Annotated in this window: 26 protein-coding genes and 1 tRNA gene; 16 read left to right on the top strand and 11 right to left on the bottom strand. The window is 57.0% G+C overall.

Annotated features, from left to right (window positions below; genetic code table 11):
• Positions 1-3 precede the first annotated feature (3 nt).
• Complete coding sequence (larE, locus tag SIC18_RS05080; protein ID WP_413430319.1) at positions 4-831, bottom strand: ATP-dependent sacrificial sulfur transferase LarE; 828 nt, start codon at positions 829-831, stop codon at positions 4-6.
• A 72-nt stretch (positions 832-903) separates the two neighbouring features.
• Between larE and SIC18_RS05075 the strand changes: the two genes are divergently transcribed.
• Positions 904-2,097 (top strand): cob(I)yrinic acid a,c-diamide adenosyltransferase, encoded by a 1,194-nt coding sequence (locus SIC18_RS05075; RefSeq protein WP_250394836.1) that lies wholly within the window; start codon positions 904-906, stop codon positions 2,095-2,097.
• A gap of 9 nt (positions 2,098-2,106) precedes the next feature.
• Here SIC18_RS05075 and moeB read toward each other — a convergent pair whose 3' ends face one another.
• On the bottom strand, positions 2,107-3,270 hold the full coding sequence (gene moeB, locus SIC18_RS05070; protein WP_048347922.1) for a molybdopterin-synthase adenylyltransferase MoeB: 1,164 nt from the start codon (positions 3,268-3,270) through the stop codon (positions 2,107-2,109).
• A complete protein-coding gene (locus tag SIC18_RS05065) occupies positions 3,182-3,727 on the bottom strand; it encodes a M67 family metallopeptidase (protein ID WP_245407204.1) in 546 nt (181 codons plus the stop codon). The genes moeB and SIC18_RS05065 overlap by 89 nt, the downstream gene beginning before the upstream one ends.
• An 89-nt stretch (positions 3,728-3,816) precedes the next feature.
• Here SIC18_RS05065 and SIC18_RS05060 point away from each other — a divergent pair, with 89 nt between their 5' ends.
• Positions 3,817-4,203, top strand: a complete 387-nt coding sequence (locus SIC18_RS05060; protein WP_048347920.1) for a CAAD domain-containing protein — start codon at positions 3,817-3,819, stop codon at positions 4,201-4,203.
• 43 nt (positions 4,204-4,246) lie between these two features.
• Complete coding sequence (locus tag SIC18_RS05055) at positions 4,247-4,588, top strand: CAAD domain-containing protein (protein ID WP_048347919.1); 342 nt, start codon at positions 4,247-4,249, stop codon at positions 4,586-4,588.
• Positions 4,589-4,612: 24 nt separating this feature from the next.
• Here the strand turns inward: SIC18_RS05055 and SIC18_RS05050 are convergent, their stop codons facing one another.
• A complete protein-coding gene (locus tag SIC18_RS05050) occupies positions 4,613-5,485 on the bottom strand; it encodes a fructosamine kinase family protein (protein ID WP_048347918.1) in 873 nt (290 codons plus the stop codon).
• 36 nt (positions 5,486-5,521) lie between these two features.
• On the opposite strand from SIC18_RS05050, the gene crtD reads away from it, so the two are divergent.
• Positions 5,522-7,051, top strand: coding sequence for a C-3',4' desaturase CrtD (gene crtD / locus SIC18_RS05045; RefSeq protein ID WP_413430318.1), 1,530 nt, complete (start codon positions 5,522-5,524; stop codon positions 7,049-7,051).
• A gap of 9 nt (positions 7,052-7,060) precedes the next feature.
• Here the strand turns inward: crtD and SIC18_RS05040 are convergent, their stop codons facing one another.
• On the bottom strand, positions 7,061-7,939 hold the full coding sequence (locus SIC18_RS05040) for a prephenate/arogenate dehydrogenase (RefSeq protein ID WP_048348461.1): 879 nt from the start codon (positions 7,937-7,939) through the stop codon (positions 7,061-7,063).
• A gap of 84 nt (positions 7,940-8,023) precedes the next feature.
• Here SIC18_RS05040 and SIC18_RS05035 point away from each other — a divergent pair, with 84 nt between their 5' ends.
• The 3 genes from SIC18_RS05035 to SIC18_RS05025 all read left to right on the top strand — a co-directional run bounded on the left by SIC18_RS05035 (position 8,024) and on the right by SIC18_RS05025 (position 10,201).
• Positions 8,024-9,478, top strand: a complete 1,455-nt coding sequence (locus tag SIC18_RS05035) for a helicase (protein WP_413430317.1) — start codon at positions 8,024-8,026, stop codon at positions 9,476-9,478.
• A 41-nt stretch (positions 9,479-9,519) separates the two neighbouring features.
• Positions 9,520-9,759, top strand: coding sequence for a DUF2839 domain-containing protein (locus tag SIC18_RS05030; protein ID WP_048348460.1), 240 nt, complete (start codon positions 9,520-9,522; stop codon positions 9,757-9,759).
• Positions 9,760-9,850: 91 nt separating this feature from the next.
• On the top strand, positions 9,851-10,201 hold the full coding sequence (locus tag SIC18_RS05025) for a DUF1815 family protein (protein WP_413430316.1): 351 nt from the start codon (positions 9,851-9,853) through the stop codon (positions 10,199-10,201).
• On the opposite strand, the gene recA is transcribed toward SIC18_RS05025, so the two are convergent.
• The 6 genes from recA to SIC18_RS04995 all read right to left on the bottom strand — a co-directional run bounded on the left by recA (position 10,198) and on the right by SIC18_RS04995 (position 15,665).
• A complete protein-coding gene (gene recA, locus SIC18_RS05020) occupies positions 10,198-11,346 on the bottom strand; it encodes a recombinase RecA (RefSeq protein ID WP_048347914.1) in 1,149 nt (382 codons plus the stop codon). The two genes, SIC18_RS05025 and recA, sit on opposite strands and share 4 nt — an antisense overlap.
• 153 nt (positions 11,347-11,499) lie before the next feature.
• The gene (locus SIC18_RS05015; RefSeq protein ID WP_048347913.1) at positions 11,500-12,264 is read right to left on the bottom strand and encodes an HAD family hydrolase; all 765 of its coding nucleotides are present in this window, start codon (positions 12,262-12,264) and stop codon (positions 11,500-11,502) included.
• Positions 12,265-12,280: 16 nt separating this feature from the next.
• Positions 12,281-12,352 (bottom strand) — tRNA-Gln (locus SIC18_RS05010).
• Between the two features lie 107 nt (positions 12,353-12,459).
• Positions 12,460-14,097: an AAA family ATPase gene (locus tag SIC18_RS05005; protein WP_413430315.1), complete on the bottom strand. Its 1,638-nt coding sequence runs from the start codon at positions 14,095-14,097 to the stop codon at positions 12,460-12,462.
• Positions 14,098-14,163: 66 nt separating this feature from the next.
• Complete coding sequence (locus SIC18_RS05000; protein WP_413430314.1) at positions 14,164-15,195, bottom strand: LdpA C-terminal domain-containing domain; 1,032 nt, start codon at positions 15,193-15,195, stop codon at positions 14,164-14,166.
• Between the two features lie 8 nt (positions 15,196-15,203).
• Positions 15,204-15,665, bottom strand: coding sequence for an NAD(P)H-quinone oxidoreductase subunit N (locus SIC18_RS04995; protein WP_048347910.1), 462 nt, complete (start codon positions 15,663-15,665; stop codon positions 15,204-15,206).
• A 390-nt stretch (positions 15,666-16,055) separates the two neighbouring features.
• On the opposite strand from SIC18_RS04995, the gene rplC reads away from it, so the two are divergent.
• From rplC to rpmC, 9 genes are read left to right on the top strand one after another with little or no spacing between them, the layout of a single operon-like run.
• Positions 16,056-16,712 carry a 50S ribosomal protein L3 gene (gene rplC / locus SIC18_RS04990; RefSeq protein WP_048347909.1) on the top strand — a complete coding sequence of 219 codons (657 nt, stop codon included), beginning with the start codon at positions 16,056-16,058 and terminating at the stop codon, positions 16,710-16,712.
• Positions 16,712-17,347 carry a 50S ribosomal protein L4 gene (gene rplD, locus SIC18_RS04985; RefSeq protein WP_413430313.1) on the top strand — a complete coding sequence of 212 codons (636 nt, stop codon included), beginning with the start codon at positions 16,712-16,714 and terminating at the stop codon, positions 17,345-17,347. Before rplC ends, rplD begins: the two co-directional genes overlap by 1 nt.
• On the top strand, positions 17,340-17,642 hold the full coding sequence (locus SIC18_RS04980) for a 50S ribosomal protein L23 (protein ID WP_011618397.1): 303 nt from the start codon (positions 17,340-17,342) through the stop codon (positions 17,640-17,642). The genes rplD and SIC18_RS04980 overlap by 8 nt, the downstream gene beginning before the upstream one ends.
• Before the next feature lie 15 nt (positions 17,643-17,657).
• Entirely contained in the window at positions 17,658-18,521 is an 864-nt protein-coding gene (gene rplB / locus SIC18_RS04975; protein WP_011618396.1) for a 50S ribosomal protein L2, read from the top strand.
• A gap of 35 nt (positions 18,522-18,556) precedes the next feature.
• Positions 18,557-18,832 carry a 30S ribosomal protein S19 gene (gene rpsS, locus SIC18_RS04970; protein ID WP_006854824.1) on the top strand — a complete coding sequence of 92 codons (276 nt, stop codon included), beginning with the start codon at positions 18,557-18,559 and terminating at the stop codon, positions 18,830-18,832.
• 4 nt (positions 18,833-18,836) lie between these two features.
• Complete coding sequence (gene rplV / locus SIC18_RS04965; RefSeq protein ID WP_048347907.1) at positions 18,837-19,202, top strand: 50S ribosomal protein L22; 366 nt, start codon at positions 18,837-18,839, stop codon at positions 19,200-19,202.
• A gap of 21 nt (positions 19,203-19,223) precedes the next feature.
• A complete protein-coding gene (rpsC, locus tag SIC18_RS04960) occupies positions 19,224-19,955 on the top strand; it encodes a 30S ribosomal protein S3 (protein WP_011618394.1) in 732 nt (243 codons plus the stop codon).
• A gap of 16 nt (positions 19,956-19,971) precedes the next feature.
• Positions 19,972-20,439 carry a 50S ribosomal protein L16 gene (rplP, locus tag SIC18_RS04955; RefSeq protein ID WP_048347906.1) on the top strand — a complete coding sequence of 156 codons (468 nt, stop codon included), beginning with the start codon at positions 19,972-19,974 and terminating at the stop codon, positions 20,437-20,439.
• Between the two features lie 2 nt (positions 20,440-20,441).
• Positions 20,442-20,651, top strand: coding sequence for a 50S ribosomal protein L29 (rpmC, locus tag SIC18_RS04950; protein WP_048347905.1), 210 nt, complete (start codon positions 20,442-20,444; stop codon positions 20,649-20,651).
• Positions 20,652-20,657 lie beyond the last annotated feature (6 nt).

The raw sequence follows: 20,657 nt of genomic DNA, 5'->3' as shown, positions 1-20,657 counted from the left end.
CGACTACACGCGATTGAGCTTGCCGCTCACCAGGCCCTCCACATCCACACTCACCGAGGTGAAACCAAAACTGAGAAGGGTTTTCACCAGCTCTCGCCGCAGCGAGGGCTGCAAAAGATCGGTCATTCGCTCCTCTGGAACCTCCACCCGAGCGGCCAGTCCTTGGCTACGCACCCGAACCTGATCGAATCCCTGCTGAATCAACCAGGCCTCTGCCTGTCCAACCCGCTGTAGACGTTCACGACTGATTGATTCTCCGTAGGGGAAGCGGGAGGCAAGGCAAGGCTGCGCAGGCTTATCCCACCAAGGGAAACCCAGCGCCCAAGACAAACGGCGAACGGTCGCCTTCGTGATGCCAAGTTCAGCTAGAGGAGAGCGAACACCAGCTTCCTTCGCTGCCGCAATCCCAGGGCGATGATCTCCAAGATCATCCTGATTAACCCCATCAAGGACAAGGGCGCCATTGGCTTCAGCAGCAATCGGAGCGAGATGGCGATGCAGCTCTCGCTTGCAGGCATAGCAACGATCCCGAGGATTACTGGAGTAATCAGGATCCTCAAGCTCAAGGGTAGACACCTCCTGATGTCGCATCCCAAGCCAGTCCGCCTGCTGGCGCGCTTCCAAGAGGAGATGGGGCGCTAGGGAGGGCGAAACGCCCGTAATCGCTAAGGCCTGCTCACCAAGCTGTTCATGAGCAATCGCTGCGACGAGGCTGCTGTCGACACCTCCCGAATAGGCCACACACACGTGCTGCTGAGACGCCAAGGAATCACGCAAACGCTCCAAGACGTCATGTTCCAGCTCTGACAAAGATTCGAGCTGTCGGAACATCACGTTGGTCACTGCCTTCGCTTCAAATCTCTGTATGCTCCCAGCGTAAGAAGACTCATCCTTTTGCTGCCAATGGATGCAGTCTCATCCGGTACATCACAAACCAACCGTGCACGCAGCAACCGCGGCGTAGGAATCGTCACCGCTGCAGACAGCCGCGAGCGCAGCCTTGGTCAGCTTCATGTTTATGACGGAGAGGGCAAGGGCAAAAGCCAAGCAGCCCTAGGTGTTGTACTGCGCACCATCGGGCTTGGGATCTGCGAGCAAAGACGCACCCGAGTTCTGTTGCTTCGATTCCTCAAAGGTCCGGGACGGGCGTACGACGAAGATGCCGCGATCGAAGCGCTGCAGCAGGGTTTCCCCCACTTGATTGATCAGGTTCGAACAGGAAGGGGAGACTATTTCAGTGTGGATGAGGTGAAACGCTTCGACCGACAGGAAGCTCAACGGGGCTGGGATATCGCCAAAGGAGCCATTGCGAGTGCTTTGTATTCCGTTGTCGTTCTCGATGAACTCAATCCAGTGCTGGATCTCGGCTTACTAGAAACCGAAGACGTGATCCGGTCCCTGAAGAGCCGCCCTGAAGGCATGGAAATCATCGTCACCGGGCGAGGAGCTCCACGCCCATTAGTGGAGATCGCAGATCTTCATTCTGAGATGCGCGCTCACCGACGCCCGGAGGTCGATAACAACGCCGCGCTGTCGTTTCTAACGCCAGGCGGCATCGAGATTTACACCGGTGAAGGGAAAGGGAAATCCACCAGTGCCCTCGGGAAAGCTCTTCAAGCGATCGGCAGAGGAATTAGCCAAGACAAGAGCCATCGCGTTCTGATCCTCCAATGGCTCAAAGGAGGCAGTGGGTACACCGAAGACGCAGCGATCGCAGCCTTGCGTGAAAGTTATCCCCACTTGGTCGATCACCTTCGCTCAGGACGTGATGCCATCGTGTGGCGTGGACAGCAACAACCCATCGACTACGTGGAAGCAGAGCGAGCCTGGGAAATTGCGCGAGCTGCAATCGCGAGTGGCCTCTACAAAACCGTAATCCTCGATGAGTTGAATCCCACCGTGGATCTCGAACTTCTTCCGGTGGAGCCCATCGTTCAGGCCTTGCTCCGTAAGCCAACAGAGACGGAGGTGATCATTACCGGCCGGTGCAAACATCAACCAGCCTATTTCGACCTTGCGAGCGTCCATTCAGAGATGGTGTGCCACAAGCACTACGCCGAGCAGGGCGTTGATCTCAAGCGCGGTGTTGACTACTAATCGTTGGGCTCAGTAACGCGGAACGGAGGGGTCAATCTGCTCTGACCAGGCATCAATCCCACCTTGCACGTTGACTGCATCAATGCCGTGGGTTGCGAGAAGTTCCACGGCCTTGGCCGAACGTCCTCCAAGTTTGCAGTGCACATAAACCGTTTTGCTCGCTGCGATGGCCTTGATTCGCTCGATCACCTCCTCACTCTCCAGAGTGGCCAAGGGGATCAATTCAGAGCCAGCAATCACAGCAACCTCTGCTTCTGCTGGATTTCGGACATCGATCAAAGCCAAAGCATGGTCCTGATCAAGCAGTGCCTTGAGCTCCACCACAGAAATACTTGTCATCACCTTTGAATTCCCCCCGGAGATCGAGCATCCGGCCGTGCAGAACGCTTGGTAGTCAATCAGCTTTTCGATTGGGGCGCGACTGGGCCTTCGTTTCAACGTGAGCTCTCGAAAACGCATCGATAAGCCATCCACTAACAGCAACCGACCATCCAGAGGAGTTCCAATCCCAGCAATCAGCTTGATGACCTCAGCGGCCTGAATCAGGCCAATCAAGCCAGGCATCACGCCCATCACTCCACCGTCAGCGCAGGAGGGCACAAGTCCTTGCGGCGGCGGCTCTGGCACCAGGTCTCGATAATCCGGTGACTGACTCCCGAGATTGAACACACTCACCTGTCCTTCAAAGCGCTGGACTGAGCCATAAACAAATGGTCGCTTGGTCAAGACACAGGCGTCGTTAATCAAATACCGACTGGCGAAATTATCCGTTCCATCAACCACCACGTCATACGCAGCAAAGAGCTCAAGTGCATTGTTCGCGGACAAGCGAACGCAATGGTCCTCTACCCGACACAAAGGATTGAGGTCTTCAATTCGAGAGCGCGCTGATGACGTTTTGGTCTGCCCCACCGTTCCAGTGCCATGGATCACCTGACGTTGCAGGTTGGAGGGCTCAACAATGTCGTCATCCACAACCCCAATGCGACCAACCCCAGCGGCCGCCAAATAAAGAAGAAGTGGAGACCCAAGCCCACCTGCACCAATACACAACACGGAGGCAGCTTTTAAACGCTGCTGTCCCTCAACGCCCACCTCTGGGAGCGTGATGTGGCGGGCATATCTGGTCTTTTCCTCTCCACTGAGCTGAGGAGTACCCCCCGCTTCCGTCATGGCGAATCCCCAGTTCTCCTGGGAAGGACTTCAGAGGAGTCTCACCCATGACCTGAATTGACAGTGGATGCACCTCGGCGAGAGCGCAACGGGGAGCCTCCACCTCCAGCCACCAAGCCGCTACCTCATGGTTATTTCCCATGATCAGCATCAGTCCAGAACTCACAGCCCAGAGACGATCTCTGCGACTGGGAACAAGGGAAGCTGTTGGATGGGAATGGGCACTGCCAAGTACTTTGAATGAGCGCGAGCGGGCCCACCGTTGCGCAGCAATTTGCTCGCGAGGATCCAGCTCAAAACGATCATGGTTTTGCTGCTCCACCATGTTTCGGCAAGGCCAGATCAACTGCACGCGCCATTCGTCTGAAGCTGAATCGGGAGCGTCATGGCGTTGCCCGAGCAACAAGGCACAGCCTTCCGCAGGTGCTTGCGCCAGAAGATCATGACGGAGAACCATCAGACATTCCGCACCAATGAGCAACTGGGATGGCGCTTGTGAAGAAAGACCGATACTCTCAGCCAAAATCTGCCTTAGGCATTAGTTACATGAGCGAGGAGTCCACCACCCCGACGAGTGATTCAACTTGGACCGCTGACACCAGCGAACCATCCACCAGCGCAGAGACCGCTAACTTTTCTGAGCGCTACAGCGAGATTCTCGGGAAAGTCAACGAGACCCTAGACAAGGTGGACTGGAGCAAAGCCGGTCGTATCGGCAAAGTCGTTGGAATTTTTGCAGCGGTCATCGTTGCTCAAATTCTGATTAAGGGCATTCTCGACACCATCAATCTTCTTCCTGTCGTACCAGGACTGCTTGAGCTGCTCGGCGTTGTAGTGGTTGGCCAATGGAGCTGGAAAAATCTGACCACAAGTGAAAAGAGAACCGCATTAGTCAATCGCGTTCAGACCATGCGTAGTGAATACCTCGGCTAAAGCCTGCTTCATTTCCTCTCTCAGTCACAACACCATTGACCTCATGGCATTCAGCGAACCATCCAACAGCGCAGAAACCACTAACTTCTCTGAGTTCTACAGCGAGATTCTCGGGAAAGTCAACGAGACCTTAGGCAAGATGGACTGGAGCAAAGCCAGTCTTATCGGCAAAGTCGTTGGAATTTTTGCAGCGGTCATCGTTGCCCAAATTCTGATTAAGGGCATTCTCGATACCATTGCTCTTCTTCCTGTCGTGCCAGGACTACTTGAGCTGCTCGGCGTTGTCGTGGTTGGCCAATGGAGCTGGGAAAATCTGACCACAAGTGAAAAGAGAACCGCATTAATGAATCGCGTTCAAACCATGCGCAGTGAATACCTCGGCTGAAGCCTGCTTCATTGTCTCTCTCAGTCACAACAACAATGACCTCATGGCATTCAATGCCGTGAGGCATTGTTGTTTATAGGCACCACCAAAAATGTTGGCATGATTCAGCAAGTGATAGAGGTTATAGACCTCAATTCGCTCGTTATAACTAGGGTTTAAGGGCCATTCCAGTTGATAGCCCTCGTAAAATCGGGCGCTGAATCCTCCAAACAAGCGAGTCATCGCCAAGTCAACCTCCCGGTCAGCCCACCAACAGGCTGGATCAATCAAAACTCCCCGTCCATCTGCGAGCACTGAGGCATTTCCTCCCCACAGGTCACCATGAACGAGACAGGGATGGGGCTCATGTTGATCCAACCAAACCTGTGTTGCAGCAAGCAAAGGTTCGAGTTGATCCAGAGCCACGCCCCATGTTGATGCCAGCTGAAGTTGGGGGGTGAGCCGCAAGGTCACAAAAGCGTGACCCCAAGACGTCAACCACCCAGCTGGTTGCGGACCTAAGCCGATAAATCCTTCTTCATCCCAACCAAATCGATCGATCCCTGCGTCCGCAGACCTTCGATGAAGGAGGGCCAAGCCTCGACCAAGGTCGTATTGATCCCCTCGCCCAGACTCCAGCCAAGGCAAGATCAAAGCAGCAAGCTCTCCCACCGGGACAATCCCAAGCGGATCCGGGATCAACAGAAGCGTGGAGTCAGCCCATTGCTGTAAGGAGCGGAGCCCCCGGGCTTCAGCATTGAGCATGGCTGGCGATGCCAGCTTGAGAAATAACGATCTCCCATCTGACAAGTCAGCACGCCAAGTCGAGGCACTACCAACAGGCTCGAGGGTCTTGCACTGGCAGCCCTGCAGCGGACCCCAATCGTTCTGCAACGCCTCAAGCAGTTGCGTTCGCATTCACGATCCTCCTCACTCAGCTGTCAGCATGACTCGATGCAAAAACGCGACGACGTAATCGTGGTCGGCGGGGGCATCGCTGGACTCACTGCAGCGGCCCTGCTGGCACGCGACGGTGTTTCAGTCACTCTTTTAGAGGCGCATTCTCAGCCGGGTGGTTGTGCAGGGACCTTCCGTCGCGGTGATTACACCTTTGATGTCGGAGCCACCCAAGTGGCAGGCCTCGAGCCTGGTGGCAGCCACGCCCGCATCTTTCAACATCTAGATCTGCCCTTACCTGAGGCCGAGCTGCTTGATCCAGGCTGCGTGGTCGACCTGGCCGATGGAACCACCCCAGTGCGCCTTTGGCACGCCCCCCTGCGCTGGCAGCAGGAACGACAACAGCAATTTCCAGGCAGCGAAAGGTTCTGGCAGCTCTGCAGTTTTCTGCACCGAAGCAATTGGCGATTTGCGGCTTCCGACCCTGTTTTACCGATTCGCAATGGCTGGGATTTCCAGCAAACGCTTGCTGCGATCAATCCAGGAAATCTGCTCAGCGCCCCTCTAAGTCTCTGCACAGTCACAGACCTTTTAACCCTGACTGGCTGCGGCAGTGATCAACGCCTGCGTCGCTTTCTCGATCTACAGCTCAGGCTCTACTCCCAACAACCCGCCGATCAAACCGCAGCGCTTTATGGAGCGACGGTGTTGCAAATGACCCAAGCCCCTCTTGGCCTCTGGCATCTTCATGGATCGATGCAGGTGCTGAGTGAACTGCTGGCGTCTGGGTTGAAGCGCGATGGAGGAAGCCTGCTTCTTGGTCACCGCGTGCAGCAGCTGCAACACAACTCCGATGGTTCGGGCTGGCAACTGCGCGTTGAAGGACCAGGCCGAAAGGAGCAGATCTTTCGAGCTGACGATGTCATCTGCTCGCTCCCTCCTCAGTGCCTCCCTGAACTCATGGCTCCTGAAGGCAGCGCTGACCAGAACCCCATGCCGGCGCCCTATCGCCAACATCTCAGGGAGCTCGAGGCTCCCAGTGGGGCCCTGGTGTTCTATGGCGCCATCGACAGGGACTCTCTACCGGACGATTGTCCAGGCCATTGCCAACGGGATGCAAGCGATCCTGGCTCAGTGTTTATCTCGATCAGCCGTGAGGGAGATGGCAGGGCGCCGAAAGGGCAAGCCACAGTGATTGCCAGTGTGTTTACAACCCCTAAGGGTTGGTTCTCAGGCTCAGAACCCGAGTACCAAAGCAAAAAGAAAGCCTGTCAAGCCAAAATTCGCAAGGAAGTAGAAGCCGCCTTGAGCTTGTCTGACCACACCTGGCGACATCAGGAGTTAGCAACACCACGGGGCTTTCTCCGCTGGACCGGACGGCCCAATGGCATTGTCGGCGGTTTGGGGCAATCTCCCAGTCGTTTCGGCCCCTTTGGGCTGGCGAGCCGCACGCCCATGCCTGGGCTCTGGCTCTGTGGAGATTCCATTCATCCAGGTGAGGGAACAGCTGGCGTCACTCTGTCTGCCCTCATGGCCTGCAGACAGTTGCTAGCGCAACGCGGCCAAACCCTTCAGCTGCACAGTTGAAGCACCCAGCTAATCCGACAGGAACTGGGGTCGTAGCAACTGCGTTTTTTCCAGCTCTTGCTCAAGCTGAGCCCAATGCCCCTCAAGAATCGCTTCCTCGAGCTGCTCCAAACTCCAGCGATACGCTGCTAATGAGCGGAGCACCGCTTGCGTGTTGCGTGACGCCATTGCAGTCCCGAGAGCCGGGTTGCCGCCCCCCACACGGCTGGTGTCGGCAAAGCCACTCGATGCCAAAGTCCTCGCGAGATCGAGCACGGCAGGATCACGCTCTTCCCCTACCGCTCGCAACAGGGCAGCACTGACGATGACGGGCAGATGGGAGATCAGCGCCACAGCCTGATCATGACGGGCCGCATCAGCTGTCAGCCAATGGCTCCCGAGACGCACGGCCAGTTGATGAATCACTTCAAGCGCTGAAGAATCCGTCGTCGACTCAGGTGTCGACACCCAGGGACGGTCACGAAAAAGTCCCGTCAGGCCGGCATCAACCCCTGCCTGAGCCGTTCCCGCCATGGGATGACTCCCCACAAAACGCGGATGAAGATCGCGCCAAACCGCCAGAACCTCTGCCTTAACCGAGCCCACGTCAGTGACCACCGCCTGCTCAGGAAGGGCCTTCAGCAGGCTCTCTGCTGGCGTCAGCAATGACTCCAATGGGAGGGCAAGGATGACCAGATCACAATCTTGAAGACAGCTGGGATCCGTACTGATCAATGAAGCAAGCCCTCTACTACGGGCTCTTTGGGCGGTGACTTCACGGTGAACCAGGCCATGCACCTCAACCCCTTGCTGGGTGAGGTCAAGAGCGATCGAACCGCCGATCAACCCCATGCCCACCACGCCAACACGATCGATCGACCACGGCTGCGGCCCTTGCCCCTGATCCATCGGATCGATTTCGCTCATTCGCCCATGTTGATCGATCGATCCGCCTGAACCAAACCAGTTCAGAGACCTGCTTAGGCTCCTCTGATGTTGGAAGTCCAAGCCCATCAGCAACTCAAGCAGCTTCTCCATCTCGAGGAGATGCCATGGGAGCACCATCTAACGCTCAGCCGCCTGATCGGTCGCAGCTTGCGCAGACAAGACCGCACCCGAATCCGATTATCTGCAGGAGAGCGGGATCGCTGGTGGCTGGGCTTGCTTGTTCCTCTTTGCCTGCAATCCCAAGACTGCGTGCTGGTGCTTGATGAACGCCAACGGCAACGCTTCCTTCAAGTCGAACTGCCTCGCCTTCGCCAAGGGGGGTTAAGGCTTGCCTGTTGGAGCGGCAGCACTACTCCTCCCGGCTCGCAACTGTGGTTGCTCTCTCCCGCAGAACTGGTCAACGTTCACCGCCGCCGCGGCTTCAAACGTTCGCATCAGTTGATTATTCCCGAAGCGGAATCGTTGGCGCACCATCTGCGTCAAGCGATGGAACTCAGCATCGAAACCCAGGATTGGGATCGGTTGCGTCAGGCCTACCCAACAGCAGGTCCTGCTCTCCTCGATCTGCACGAACGCCTCAGCCGCCAATTGTTCGCCGCCTCAAGCCGATCCACTTACGACCTCCCAATGCCAAGCAGCGCGTTGGTGAGCCTGCGCGACTTAATCGGTCTGCTTGGTCCGGCACCTGAGCCCTGGGCTGAATTGCTAACCCTTCAGAGTTCGCAATGGGCCAGCTGGGCGCACCTCGACCAAAACCTGCTGCAATGGACCTGGACTCTTCAACCCTTGGAACCACTCCAACAGCTTCATTGTCTGCTGGAGCAACACCCCTGGATTCTTCTCCAAACGGATGGCGTATCCCTGGAGCGGAACAGGCGCACCGGTGAACGGTCGACGCAGTCAGGGGCCAAGGTTGACATCCAGCTCCACGATCGAATCCGTACGGAGCCGCTGCGCTTGTTTGCACCCAGGCGACAACCCTTGCCGAATACAGCGATCTATGCGGAGCATCTGCTTGATCAATGTCGACGCCTGATTCTTGGCCGTCGTGGACTGACCCTTGTGTTGCTGGACGATCGAGGGCTAAGGCAAAAACTCACCACCGAACTCGCCGGAGAATTTGGTAGCAGGGTGATTCATCAAGACACAGCTCCAGAAGTCAACGGAGTGATCTGCTGTAGTTGGTCGTGGTGGATGGAGCATCAGAACCAGCTACCGGCCCTAGATCAGCTCATCGTCGCCTTACTTCCTGTGTCCAGCTTGGAAGATCCGCTCACCGCGGCTCGAGTGGAGTCGCTGAAAAAGCTGGGGAAAGATTGGTTCCGCGATCTGCTTCTGCCGGAAGCTCTAGCGAAGCTGGTGCCAGCGGTCGTTCCCCTACGGCAGAGCGGCGGACGGCTCGCCATTTTGGATGGAAGGGTGCGCGGACGAAGCTGGGGCAAGCAGGTCCTACGCGCCCTCGAGCCCTGGTCTCCACTCCAGCGACTGTTGCCGGACTGACACCGTCCCTAGTCTTGATGGAAGCCAATCAGTCTGCCTCGATGGGAGAAGCTCGACGCCGCAACAGCCAGGGACTGCCCCCCAAGCAACGCAAACCAGACCCAAAGGACAGCGAGCGAATCGTTGCTTGGCTGCCATTAACCAGAAGTCAATCCCAGCAATTCGTTGCTTTAACAACCCGTGGAGCCTGGATCGGCATCGGAGCCTTGGTGGTGTTTTGGATCGTGGTGCGCTTCATTGGCCCCGCGGCCGGCTGGTGGACGCTGGCCGACACGCCTTAACCATCAGGCCAAAAGAGGGACATCAACAAACCGCTCGACCTGGGACAGGCCAAAACCTTTAGGATCCCTAAAGGTTTTCCGGGCGTCCGTGATGTTTTCACGCCTTGCCGATCAGTACCGCTCCGTCGTCCAAGACTTGGTCATGAGCCTTCATGCCCTTGCCTCAAGCCTGCAAAAACAAGAGATCGTTGCCACCTGCTATAGCTGCGATGAGGGAGATGGCCGCGACGGCAACACCGCATCGTTCGTAGCCGAACTCGGCGATCAACATCTCGTGCGTTTTCTAGTGTCCGACTTCGGGATCAGTTGGGTCGAATCCCGCAATGGACGAGAACTCGTGAAATTTGAGGGTGCAGAAGCTATTCAAGAACTTCAACGAATCGCCAGCTCCATACAGGAGCGCTCCGCAACGGGCAGCACCCCTGAAATTGCGAGCCGCTAAGCGGCTCCATCAGCGACTGACTTTTTAACTGTGTCAGCAGTTTTAGCCGAAGGCTTGGCAGCAGCTGAGCGGGCTGCAGCAGCCAAAGGGCGCATCGAATTCGACGTCACCTCCGATCCTTCGGTCAACTTTTGACGCACCAGCACTTCGATGGCGTCCTTGGCCTCAGGGTTTTGCTCGAGCCAACCGATGGTGTTGTCACGGCCTTGGCCAATGTTGTCGCCCTCATAGCTGTACCAGGCCCCTTTGCGCGTCACCACACCGGTTTCCTCGGCCAAGTCGAGAACACAGCCGAGTGTGCTGATCCCACGCCCAAACAAAATGTCGAACTCAGCAATGCGAAACGGAGGTGCCACCTTATTTTTCGCCACTTTCACCTTCGCCCTAATGCCGTACTCCTCAGTGCCACGCTTGAGGGTTTGGATCCGACGAATATCAAGCCGTACCGAGGCGTAGAACTTGAGCGCATTGCCGCCAGTTGTGGTCTCCGGATTGCCATAGGTCACTCCGATCTTCAGTCGAAGCTGGTTCAGGAAAATCACCGTGCAACCGGACTTACCAATGTTGCCAGTGATCTTGCGCATCGCCTGGCTCATCAAGCGAGCTTGGGCTCCAACAGCCAAATCCCCCATCTCTCCCTCAATCTCCGCTCTTGGCGTCAGCGCAGCAACAGAGTCGACCACCACAATGTCGACCGCAGCAGAACGAACCAGCTGATCGACGATCTCAAGCGCCATCTCACCCGTATCCGGCTGGGAGACCAGCAGATTCTCGATATCGACGCCGAGAGAGGCCGCATAAACAGGATCAAGGGCATGCTCAGCATCAACGAATGCCGCCACTCCTCCACGCTTTTGGACCTCAGCGATGGCATGAAGGGTGAGCGTGGTCTTACCTGAACTCTCAGGCCCGTAGACCTCAACCACTCGCCCCTTGGGATACCCGCCGCCAAGGGCGAGATCAAGAGTGAGGGCCCCCGTAGAGATGGTTTCCACCCGCATTCGGGAGGCATCCCCCAAACGCATGATCGAGCCCTTTCCAAAATTTCGCTCGATTTGACCGAGCACAAGGTCTAAGGCCTTGTCCCTCTCGCCCGGACGGGAATCTCCTGCAGAGGATTGAGCGGCTTTCACGTCGGCTGGCATAGCAATGAACAGTTAAGGAGCAAACAGGTGCCGCAGGTCGCCGATACAGCCGGCGGGAGCTCCGCAAACTGAAGTCGAATCAACACTGGACAGATCATCCAGTGCCCCGGCCGGCGCCACTTGTCTCATCTAGTACACATGTACGTTATCGAATCAGAGCCAGATCGCCAAGGGGGATGCAAATTTGCTGGTCGAGAGCAAATCAAGTCCATCCGGCAAACCCTCTCGGTCCGCTGGACGCAGATAACCCCAATCGGCCAAAAAGCACTTCAGCCCTTCAAGCCCAGGTGTCTCCAACACAGCTTCAAGAGTCGCCCGACGATCTTCCACAAAACCCTTCAGCGCCCATTCGCGGCACAAGCGAAGTAAGACCTCAGGCTTTGGGCCGGACTCTCTGCCATCAAGACGCATGGGGCGAAGCTGAAAAGCCTCAAGCAACTCAGCCGTGAAATCACGCCCTTTTGTTGTGAGCACAGACCAAGCCACACCCTCGTCCTCCAAGCGCGACAAACGCTCAGGCACCCCATCAAATGGCCGATGCAATGCCACCCAGCCAGCACGATCGTCAGACACGGCCTGACGACGAACCCGCTCAAGGGAGTCTTGTAGCTGCGACGAGTGCCATCCAAACCGATCGAGACCAGCTCGAAGCTGTTGGTCATAGTCAGCGGCGAAAGCATCAACACCAAGACGCTGCAAGGGTCCGTCTGACTCTTGAAGCAATGCAGCGATCAGAACCATCTCCCAGCCGTGATGCACCCAGGGGCGCAAGTGACGAAAACTGGTCGGTGTTTGCTCCGGCAATAACACCCCCTGAAGCAGGGATCGACAAGCTGCTCGAGAACTCGACCAGTATTCATCCATCCCGTCGAGGATCACCCCGTCGAAATCGAAAACGAGGAGGGGTTGCAACGACACCGGGAATCCGGAAAAACTGGGCCGCTAGGATTCGAACCTAGGAATGGCGAGACCAAAACCCGCTGCCTTACCGCTTGGCGACGGCCCATTGACTCCAGCTCAGCACCACCAAACTGGTGATCCCTGCTAGCGCATACATAGTTACCCACAACATAGTGACCTTCGTCAATCCACCTCTCACAACGAATCCCTGATTCAGGGTGGAAACACTCTCAATCGCCGCTGGCCACTCGTGCCATACACATCGCTGCGAAGGCGGTAGCGAGTCACAAGGTCTGCTTGCATTTGGCGCACGTCTTCGGTGCGAGGAAGAAGCTCCACGGGACGGCCTTGCGGAACCACCACCTGCTCGATGGCCAGACGGCATTCCTCCAGAGCGGCAGAGGCGTCGGACTGATCACCATCACCAGAGTCCGCTGAGTCTCGATGGGGCAAATCACTATCTCGGCGCATCAACAAACGCTCCAATGCCCTCTCCACTTGCGGAAGAGTGTCGGATTTAATCACCAAAATCGGCACGCCAGCTTCTCTCGCTTGACGACGGAGTTCAGGTTGACGACCGAGTCCTTGGCGAACGCTCAACACCACATCGGCCTGCACGAGATCATCCACCGCCTGAACAGACCAGTCATGACGTCGAACCGCTTCATCAAGACGTTGCTCGCTCAGACCACAACAAAGAACCTGAAACATCTTGGAAGGCGCCTGAGACGGCTTCAGCTCTAACTGCGCAGAACCCATTGCTGCGGGTTGCAATGAAGTGGGCTCAAGGGGGTTTGGTAACGGAACCGGCGCCACGGATGGGCGCCTTAGGAGCGAGGGAGACAACTGGGGTTCAACCCGAAGAACGCGTCCATCTGCAGCCATCTTCCGCTCTTCAGGACTGGGCACTTGGCCGCGTAGCAATGCATCAACCGCCCGTCCCACCTCTCGATACACAGCCCAGCGACTGCGGCTGTGCATCTCCACGGCCATTGAAAAAGTGGGTTCAGCCGCCCGTTCGAGCACCGTTTTCTGGCTGCGTCGACGGCGAGCCTCATCGTCGCCAAGGGTGACGGATTCAATGCCACCAATGAGGTCGCACAAGGTTGGATTTTTAATGAGGTTGGACAGGGCATTTCCGTGCGCTGTCGCCACCAAGGTCACCCCCCGTTCAGCAATCGTGCGGGCTGCACGCGCTTCTAATTCGGTGCCGATTTCGTCAATAACGATCACCTCGGGCATATGGTTTTCCACTGCCTCAATCATCACTTGATGCTGAAGCTCTGGCCGAGCCACCTGCATGCGCCGCGCTCGACCAATGGCGGGATGGGGAATATCACCATCCCCCGCAATTTCATTGCTGGTATCAATCACAACGACCCGCTTTCCCAGGTCATCAGCAAGAACGCGAGCGATCTCGCGTAACGCCGTGGTTTTACCGACACCGGGCCGGCCCATCAGCAGCAACGATTCGCCACTATCGAGAAGATCGCGCACCATCGCCACCGTCCCAAAAACAGCACGCCCTACTCGGCAGGTCAGACCCACGACCTCACCTCGACGATTACGAATGGCACTGATGCGATGCAAGGTTCGCTCAATGCCCGCCCTGTTGTCGGAACCAAACTGGCCCAGACGTTCCACCATGGCCTGCAGATCAGCATGGGTCACGCTGGTGCTTCCGAGAGCGGTGGACCAACCGGAATAACGAGCTTCAGGGACACGTCCAAGGTCGAGCACAACCTCGAGAAGTTGATCTCTTGACTTCGTTGAGGCCAACGAGGCTTGGAGCTCTGCAGGAAGCAAAGAGACGAGTCGGTTTAAGTCGTCGGTAATGCGCTCGGTCGTCATGGCTCACTCGGCCAGCAGTCGGACCGCAAACATTCATAGCAAGAGGAACACTGGGTCGGTGTCCGATCAGCTACGACGCAACCAAGGCGCAATCAACGTGCGAGCAGCTCGAAGTGACTGAGCCCAGCCATCCGGCCAGTCGCGCAAACGACATCCCCGGTCTTGCGCCGCTTGAAAAAAGGGTTGAACGAGCGTCCTGGCCACCCCACCAAAAGCAACACCAGCAGGTCCCATCGCCCTGCCGTCTTGGAAGAGCAAACCAAGTGTTGCTGTGTTGGTTCCACCGGCCAACTGCAATGGACCGGGCGGTGCCAAGCGATGGAGCCGCTCCCACAGACCAACTGCTGCCCGGGCAGTTCCAACGCCAAGATCTCCACTCATGGGCCGACCATCAAGCTGCCAAAGCGGGCGTTGTTGAAACGCACGCAAGGCCTGATGGCGCTGCCACAGTTCCTTGGAAAGCGACTCCACCGTGACCTGATGGCCTTCAAGGCCACAACTCACGGACAGCCGCCGAAGGGGAACATCGGCAAGACGAACCTGTTCAAGAGTGGCCTGAAAAGCATTCAGGCGACCGGGGGCCGTGTGTATTTCCAAAGCATCGGGACGTAAGTCGTGAAGCAGGGAAGCCAAATCATTCAGGCCCACCCGACGATCCAAGGATTGGATCAGTTGGGGCGGGCAGGCAGGCCAACAGCGACCGCACCCGTAGCAAAGCTGTTCATCAACGCCCACAGAGGCACGGATGGCATCGGCTGGACAGACCCGCTCACAAGGCCGCGAACAATCGGGAGGGCAAAGGCCTGGATCGAAAACTGCCTTACGGAAATGGGCATCATGTCCATCACTCACACTCACCATCAACCAAGGGCGGCGCCCTATGCGCTCCCAGGCCCAATCGAGTCCTTCGCGGGCAGCACGCACAACAGCAAGATCAGCTGCCACATCCACGCAATGAACTCCTGCAACCGCAAAGAGCGCACAAAGATCGCCGATGGTCGCCAAGTCTTGATTACTGGCGCCACAAATCAACTTGACCCAGGATCCGTTCGCCAGAGCCTGCTCTCCGGCATCCGCTCTCTGAGGAGCAGCCTTCACAGTGAGATTCAGTTGCTCAAAAGCTTCTTCATGGGTTGCCAGCGAAGGCTTCGAGCGCCACCCATTTCCACAACCACTTTTAAACGGGGCTCTCGGCGACAAAGATCACACAGTGCCGACAACTCGGAGCGGGATAACACCTGACCTTCAAGAAGCCATAGGACAACAGGCTTAGCCCCCAACATCAACTCACCGAGCAGTGGCATCACCTCCTGGACCTCGCCCACAGCGGCACCACGGCCAACACTTTGATGTCCAAGATGGGGGGGGCGGATCCCATGTTTTTGAAACAAAAACACCTCTGGATCGCCCAAACCGCGCGCAGACGAAAGCTGTGTGCGGTAGCCAGCACCACGCAATCGGCGTAACAAACGCGTTTCAGCACCACCCTCGAGGGGCGCAAAAACTGCCATACAACCTGCCGACTCCAGCTCACGGCGGAAACCACGACCAGACAGCAGCAGCGGCATGAAATTGGATCGAATAACGAGATTCTGGCAGTTAAACGTCGTCAGTTAGGGACTTGATCGCAATGCTGTAGTGTCTTTGTTTGCACTGTTGAACTGTGCCCGTCCGCTAGCCGGGCCTCCAGATCGCAGAGCAGGTTCGGCGTATGCGCCGAATCCCCAGGCCAGCGCCGTCTCATCAATTCGTTGGTGTGACTGCCGAGAAACTCACCGAGCAATCCTTTGCACGGAAAGTCTCAGCCAGCTGATTCGCTCGCTAGCTCCAACCCGCCTTCTTCTTCGCCACGAGCGAGACGATGACGGTCATGACTGCGTTAATACGATCAGCGCCCTCTCAGGCCTCTTCATTCCTTTAGTGAATAAGCGGTTGTTCACGCTGGCGTTCTTACCTCCATGTCTATCGGCATTCTTGGGAAGAAGTTGGGCATGTCCCAATTCTTCGACGAGCAAGGCAAAGCCGTTCCGGTCACATTGATCGAAGCGGGTCCTTGCCGCATCACCCAGCTCAAAAGTTCAGAAACTGACGGCTACCAAGCCGTACAGATCGGTTTTGGCGAGATTCGCGAAAAGCTGATCAACAAACCAGCGAAAGGTCATCTCGCCAAATCTGGCGAGGACCTCGTTCGTCACCTCTGTGAATATCGCGTCGACGACCTCGATGGGATTCAGTTAGGTGGCGCCGTCACCGTCGGTGACTTCGCGGCTGGTCAGAAAGTAGACGTCAGTGGCGACACCATGGGTCGTGGCTTTGCTGGTCTGCAAAAGCGCCATGGTTTCAGTCGTGGGCCAATGACGCACGGCTCCAAAAATCATCGCCAACCCGGTTCAATCGGTGCCGGCACTACGCCAGGCAGGATTTATCCAGGCAAACGGATGTCCGGTCGCTACGGCGGCAAAAAAATCACAACCCGTGGTTTGACGATCCTGAAAATTGACAGCGATCGCAACCTTCTCGTGGTGAAAGGTTCTGTTCCGGGCAAACCTGGTTCACTGCTGAACATCCGTCCCGCAAACCGGGTGGGCGCCAAGCCCGCTAAAGGAGGTAAGTGATGGCTAATTGCATCGTTCGCGATTGGCAAGGGAAAGAAGCTGGCAACGCAAGCCTTGACTTAAAGGTTGCGAAAGAAACCAGTGCCCTTGATCTGATGCATCGCGCAGTGCTGCGTCAGCAGGCCCACAGCCGTCAAGGCACCGCAAGCACCCTCACTCGATCAGAGGTGAGAGGTGGTGGACGCAAGCCTTATAAGCAAAAAGGTACGGGCCGCGCGCGTCAGGGTTCCGTCCGCACTCCACTGCGTCCAGGTGGCGGCATCATTTTTGGACCCAAGCCCAGGTCCTACAACCTTGCGATGAACCGCAAGGAACGTCGTTCAGCCCTTCGTACTGCGCTGATGGCGCGTATTGAGGATTTAGTGGTGGTGAAGGATTTCGCAACCACTCTGACGACTCCGAAGACCAAAGAGATCATCGATGCTCTGGGGAGACTTGACGTTTCCGCCACGAGCAAGGTTTTGATCATCCTCACCAATCCCTCCGAAGCGGTGCGCCGCTCTATTCGGAACTTGGAAACCGTGAAGTTGATCGCAGCCGACCAACTCAACGTCTTCGATCTGCTCCACGCCAACAAGCTGGTTGTGGGCGAGGACGCACTCGCAAAGATTCAGGAGGTCTACGGCGATGACTGAGCGCTTCACCGGACGTCTGGCCGATGTGATCCGCCGCCCGCTGATCACTGAAAAGGCCACCCGTGCTCTGGAACAAAACCAGTACACGTTTGAGGTGGACCATCGAGCCGCCAAGCCCGACATCAAGGCTGCAGTCGAACAGCTCTTCGATGTCAAGGTCACGGGCATTAGCACCATGAATCCTCCACGCAGGAGTCGTCGCATCGGCCGTTTTGCCGGTAAGCGCGCTCAAGTGAAGAAAGCAGTGGTGCGCCTGGCCGAGGGCAACTCCATCCAACTCTTCCCTGAGTCCTGAGGGGGCTGAATCGTCATGGCAATTCGTACTTTCCGCCCCTACACCCCCGGTACCAGAACCCGGGTAGTCACAGACTTCAGTGAAGTCACCGGCCGCAAGCCGGAACGCTCCTTGGTGGTGTCGAAACACCGCCGCAAAGGACGCAACAATCGTGGTGTGATCACCTGCCGTCATCGCGGAGGTGGTCATAAGCGCCAATACCGCTTGGTCGACTTCCGTCGCAACAAGCATGGCGTCACCGCCAAGGTGGCTGCGATCCACTACGACCCACACCGCAATGCGCGGTTGGCCCTGCTTTTTTACGCTGATGGCGAAAAGCGTTACATCCTTGCTCCGGCTGGGATCAGCATCGGCCAAACAGTGGTGTCAGGCACTGAGGTGCCGATCGAGATCGGCAATGCCATGCCGCTCTCAGCCATCCCACTCGGTTCAAGCGTTCATTGCGTTGAGCTTTATGCCGGACGCGGTGGTCAGATGGTTCGAACCGCAGGAGCAAGTGCTCAGGTCATGGCCAAAGAGGGCGATTACGTCGCCCTCAAACTCCCCTCCACTGAGGTGCGCCTCGTGAGGCGTGAGTGCTTCGCCACTCTTGGCGAAGTGGGCAACGCTGAAATTCGCAACACCAGCTTGGGCAAAGCTGGTCGCCGCCGTTGGCTGGGGCGTCGTCCTCAGGTCCGAGGCAGCGTGATGAACCCTTGCGATCACCCTCATGGTGGTGGTGAAGGCCGTGCACCCATTGGGCGCTCGGGACCTGTCACCCCTTGGGGCAAACCCGCTTTGGGCCTCAAAACCCGCAAGCGGAACAAGCCCAGCAACAAGTTCGTCCTCCGGAAACGTCGCAAGACGTCCAAGCGGAGCCGTGGCGGACGCGATTCCTGATGTCACTCACCGCTTTGCAGTTCGCTTAATCCGCCATGGGACGTTCTCTCAAAAAAGGCCCATTTATTGCTGACAGCCTTCTTCGCAAGGTTGAAAAGCAAAACGCGGCTGACGACAAGTCAGTCATCAAGACGTGGTCCAGGGCCTCCACAATTTTGCCGATGATGATCGGCCATACCATTGCCGTTCACAACGGCAGAACCCACGTACCAGTCTTCGTGACTGAGCAAATGGTGGGGCACAAATTGGGTGAATTCGCACCCACACGCACCTTTAAGGGCCACATCAAAGACAAGAAAGGAGGCCGCTGAGACCATGACAACGTCATCCCCAACGGCAACCACTGCCCAAGCGCACGGCCGCTTCATTCGCGGCTCCGTTTCCAAGGTGCGTCGTGTACTCGATCAAATCCGTGGCCGCACCTACCGCGACGCGCTGATCATGCTCGAGTTCATGCCCTACCGCTCAACCGGTCCGATCACGAAAGTGCTTCGCTCCGCCGTAGCCAATGCCGAGCACAACCTTGGACTTGACCCAGCAACCTTGGTCATTTCCCAGGCCAGCGCTGACATGGGTCCATCCATGAAGCGGTACCGGCCCCGCGCTCAAGGTCGCGCCTTCGCGATCAAAAAACAGACCTGCCACATCAGCATTGCTGTGGCAGCTCAGACCGACTCCTGACCCCCCGAGCACACCGTCTGAATGGGACACAAAATCCATCCAACCGGCTTACGCCTGGGGATCACCCAGGAGCACCGGTCACGCTGGTACGCATCCAGCAAAAGTTATCCCGCCCTCCTGCAAGAGGACGATCGAATTCGCAAGTTCATCCACAAGAAGTACGGCTCAGCCGGCATCAGCGATGTGCTGATCGCCCGCAAAGCTGATCAACTTGAGGTTGAGCTCAAAACAGCGCGCCCCGGTGTGCTGGTTGGTCGTCAAGGCAGCGGAATTGAAGATCTTCGCAGCGGCATCCAAAAAACCGTTGGTGATTCGAGCCGTCAGGTCCGGATCAACGTGGTTGAAGTGGAGCGTGTGGATGCTGACGCATTCCTTCTGGCTGAGTACATCGCTCAGCAACTCGAGAAACGCGTGGCATTCCGCCGCACCATCCGCATGGCCGTACAGCGCGCTCAACGCGCCGGCGTCCTTGGCCTGAAAATCCAAGTCAGCGGACGCCTGAATGGTGCTGAAATCGCACGTACTGAATGGACTCGTGAAGGACGTGTGCCCTTGCACACCCTTCGCGCCGAAATTGATTACGCCACCAAAGTGGCCAGCACGACCTATGGCGTTCTGGGCATCAAGGTTTGGGTCTTCAAGGGAGAGGTTTTGAGCGACGACTCCCAGCAGCAGATCCCGGTGGGAGCGAATCCCCGCCGTCGGGCCGGTCGGAGGCCCCAACAGTTCGAAGACCGCTCAAACGAGGGTTGAACCGGAGGCCTAAATCATGCTGAGTCCCAAAAGAGTCAAATTCCGCAAACAACAGCGAGGTCGCATGCGCGGCGTCGCCACTAGAGGCAACACCATTGCCTTTGGTCAGTTTGCGTTGCAAGCCCAAGAATGCGGCTGGATCACTTCGCGTCAAATCGAAGCCAGCCGCCGTGCCATGACCCGCTACGTCAAACGTGGCGGAAAAATCTGGATTCGAATTTTTCCTGACAAGCCCGTCACCATGCGCCCCGCCGAAACCCGAATGGGTTCAGGTAAGGGCAACCCAGAATTCTGGGTTGCTGTGATCAAGCCCGGCAGGATTCTGTTCGAAATGGGCGGTGATGAAATCACCCCTGCGATTGCGAAGGAAGCAATGCGCCTTGCGCAATACAAGCTCCCGCTAAAAACCAAGTTCATCACTCTCGATGAACAGGAACAGCCAGCCGGCACTAATGCTGCTGCCTCTTCAACCGTGGAGTCCTGACCATGGCACGTCCTACTGCTACAGATCTGCGCCAATTGTCTGACGCAGATATCACTGATCAAATCGACGGCCTCCGCCGCGAATTGTTCGAACTCAGATTCCAGCAGGCCACCCGCCAGCTGGGCAACACGCACCGCTTCAAGGAGAGCCGTCTCAAACTGGCTCAGTTGCTGACGGTGCAATCGGAGCGCAAGCGCTCCGCTGCTTCCTGATCCTTA

Origin of the sequence: Synechococcus sp. Cu2B8-bc1011, assembly GCF_047302735.1 — a bacterium.
In the GTDB taxonomy this organism is placed as follows: domain Bacteria; phylum Cyanobacteriota; class Cyanobacteriia; order PCC-6307; family Cyanobiaceae; genus Synechococcus_C.
Note: the sequence above shows the minus strand (reverse complement) of the source record. Positions and strands in the feature narration are given on the sequence as shown.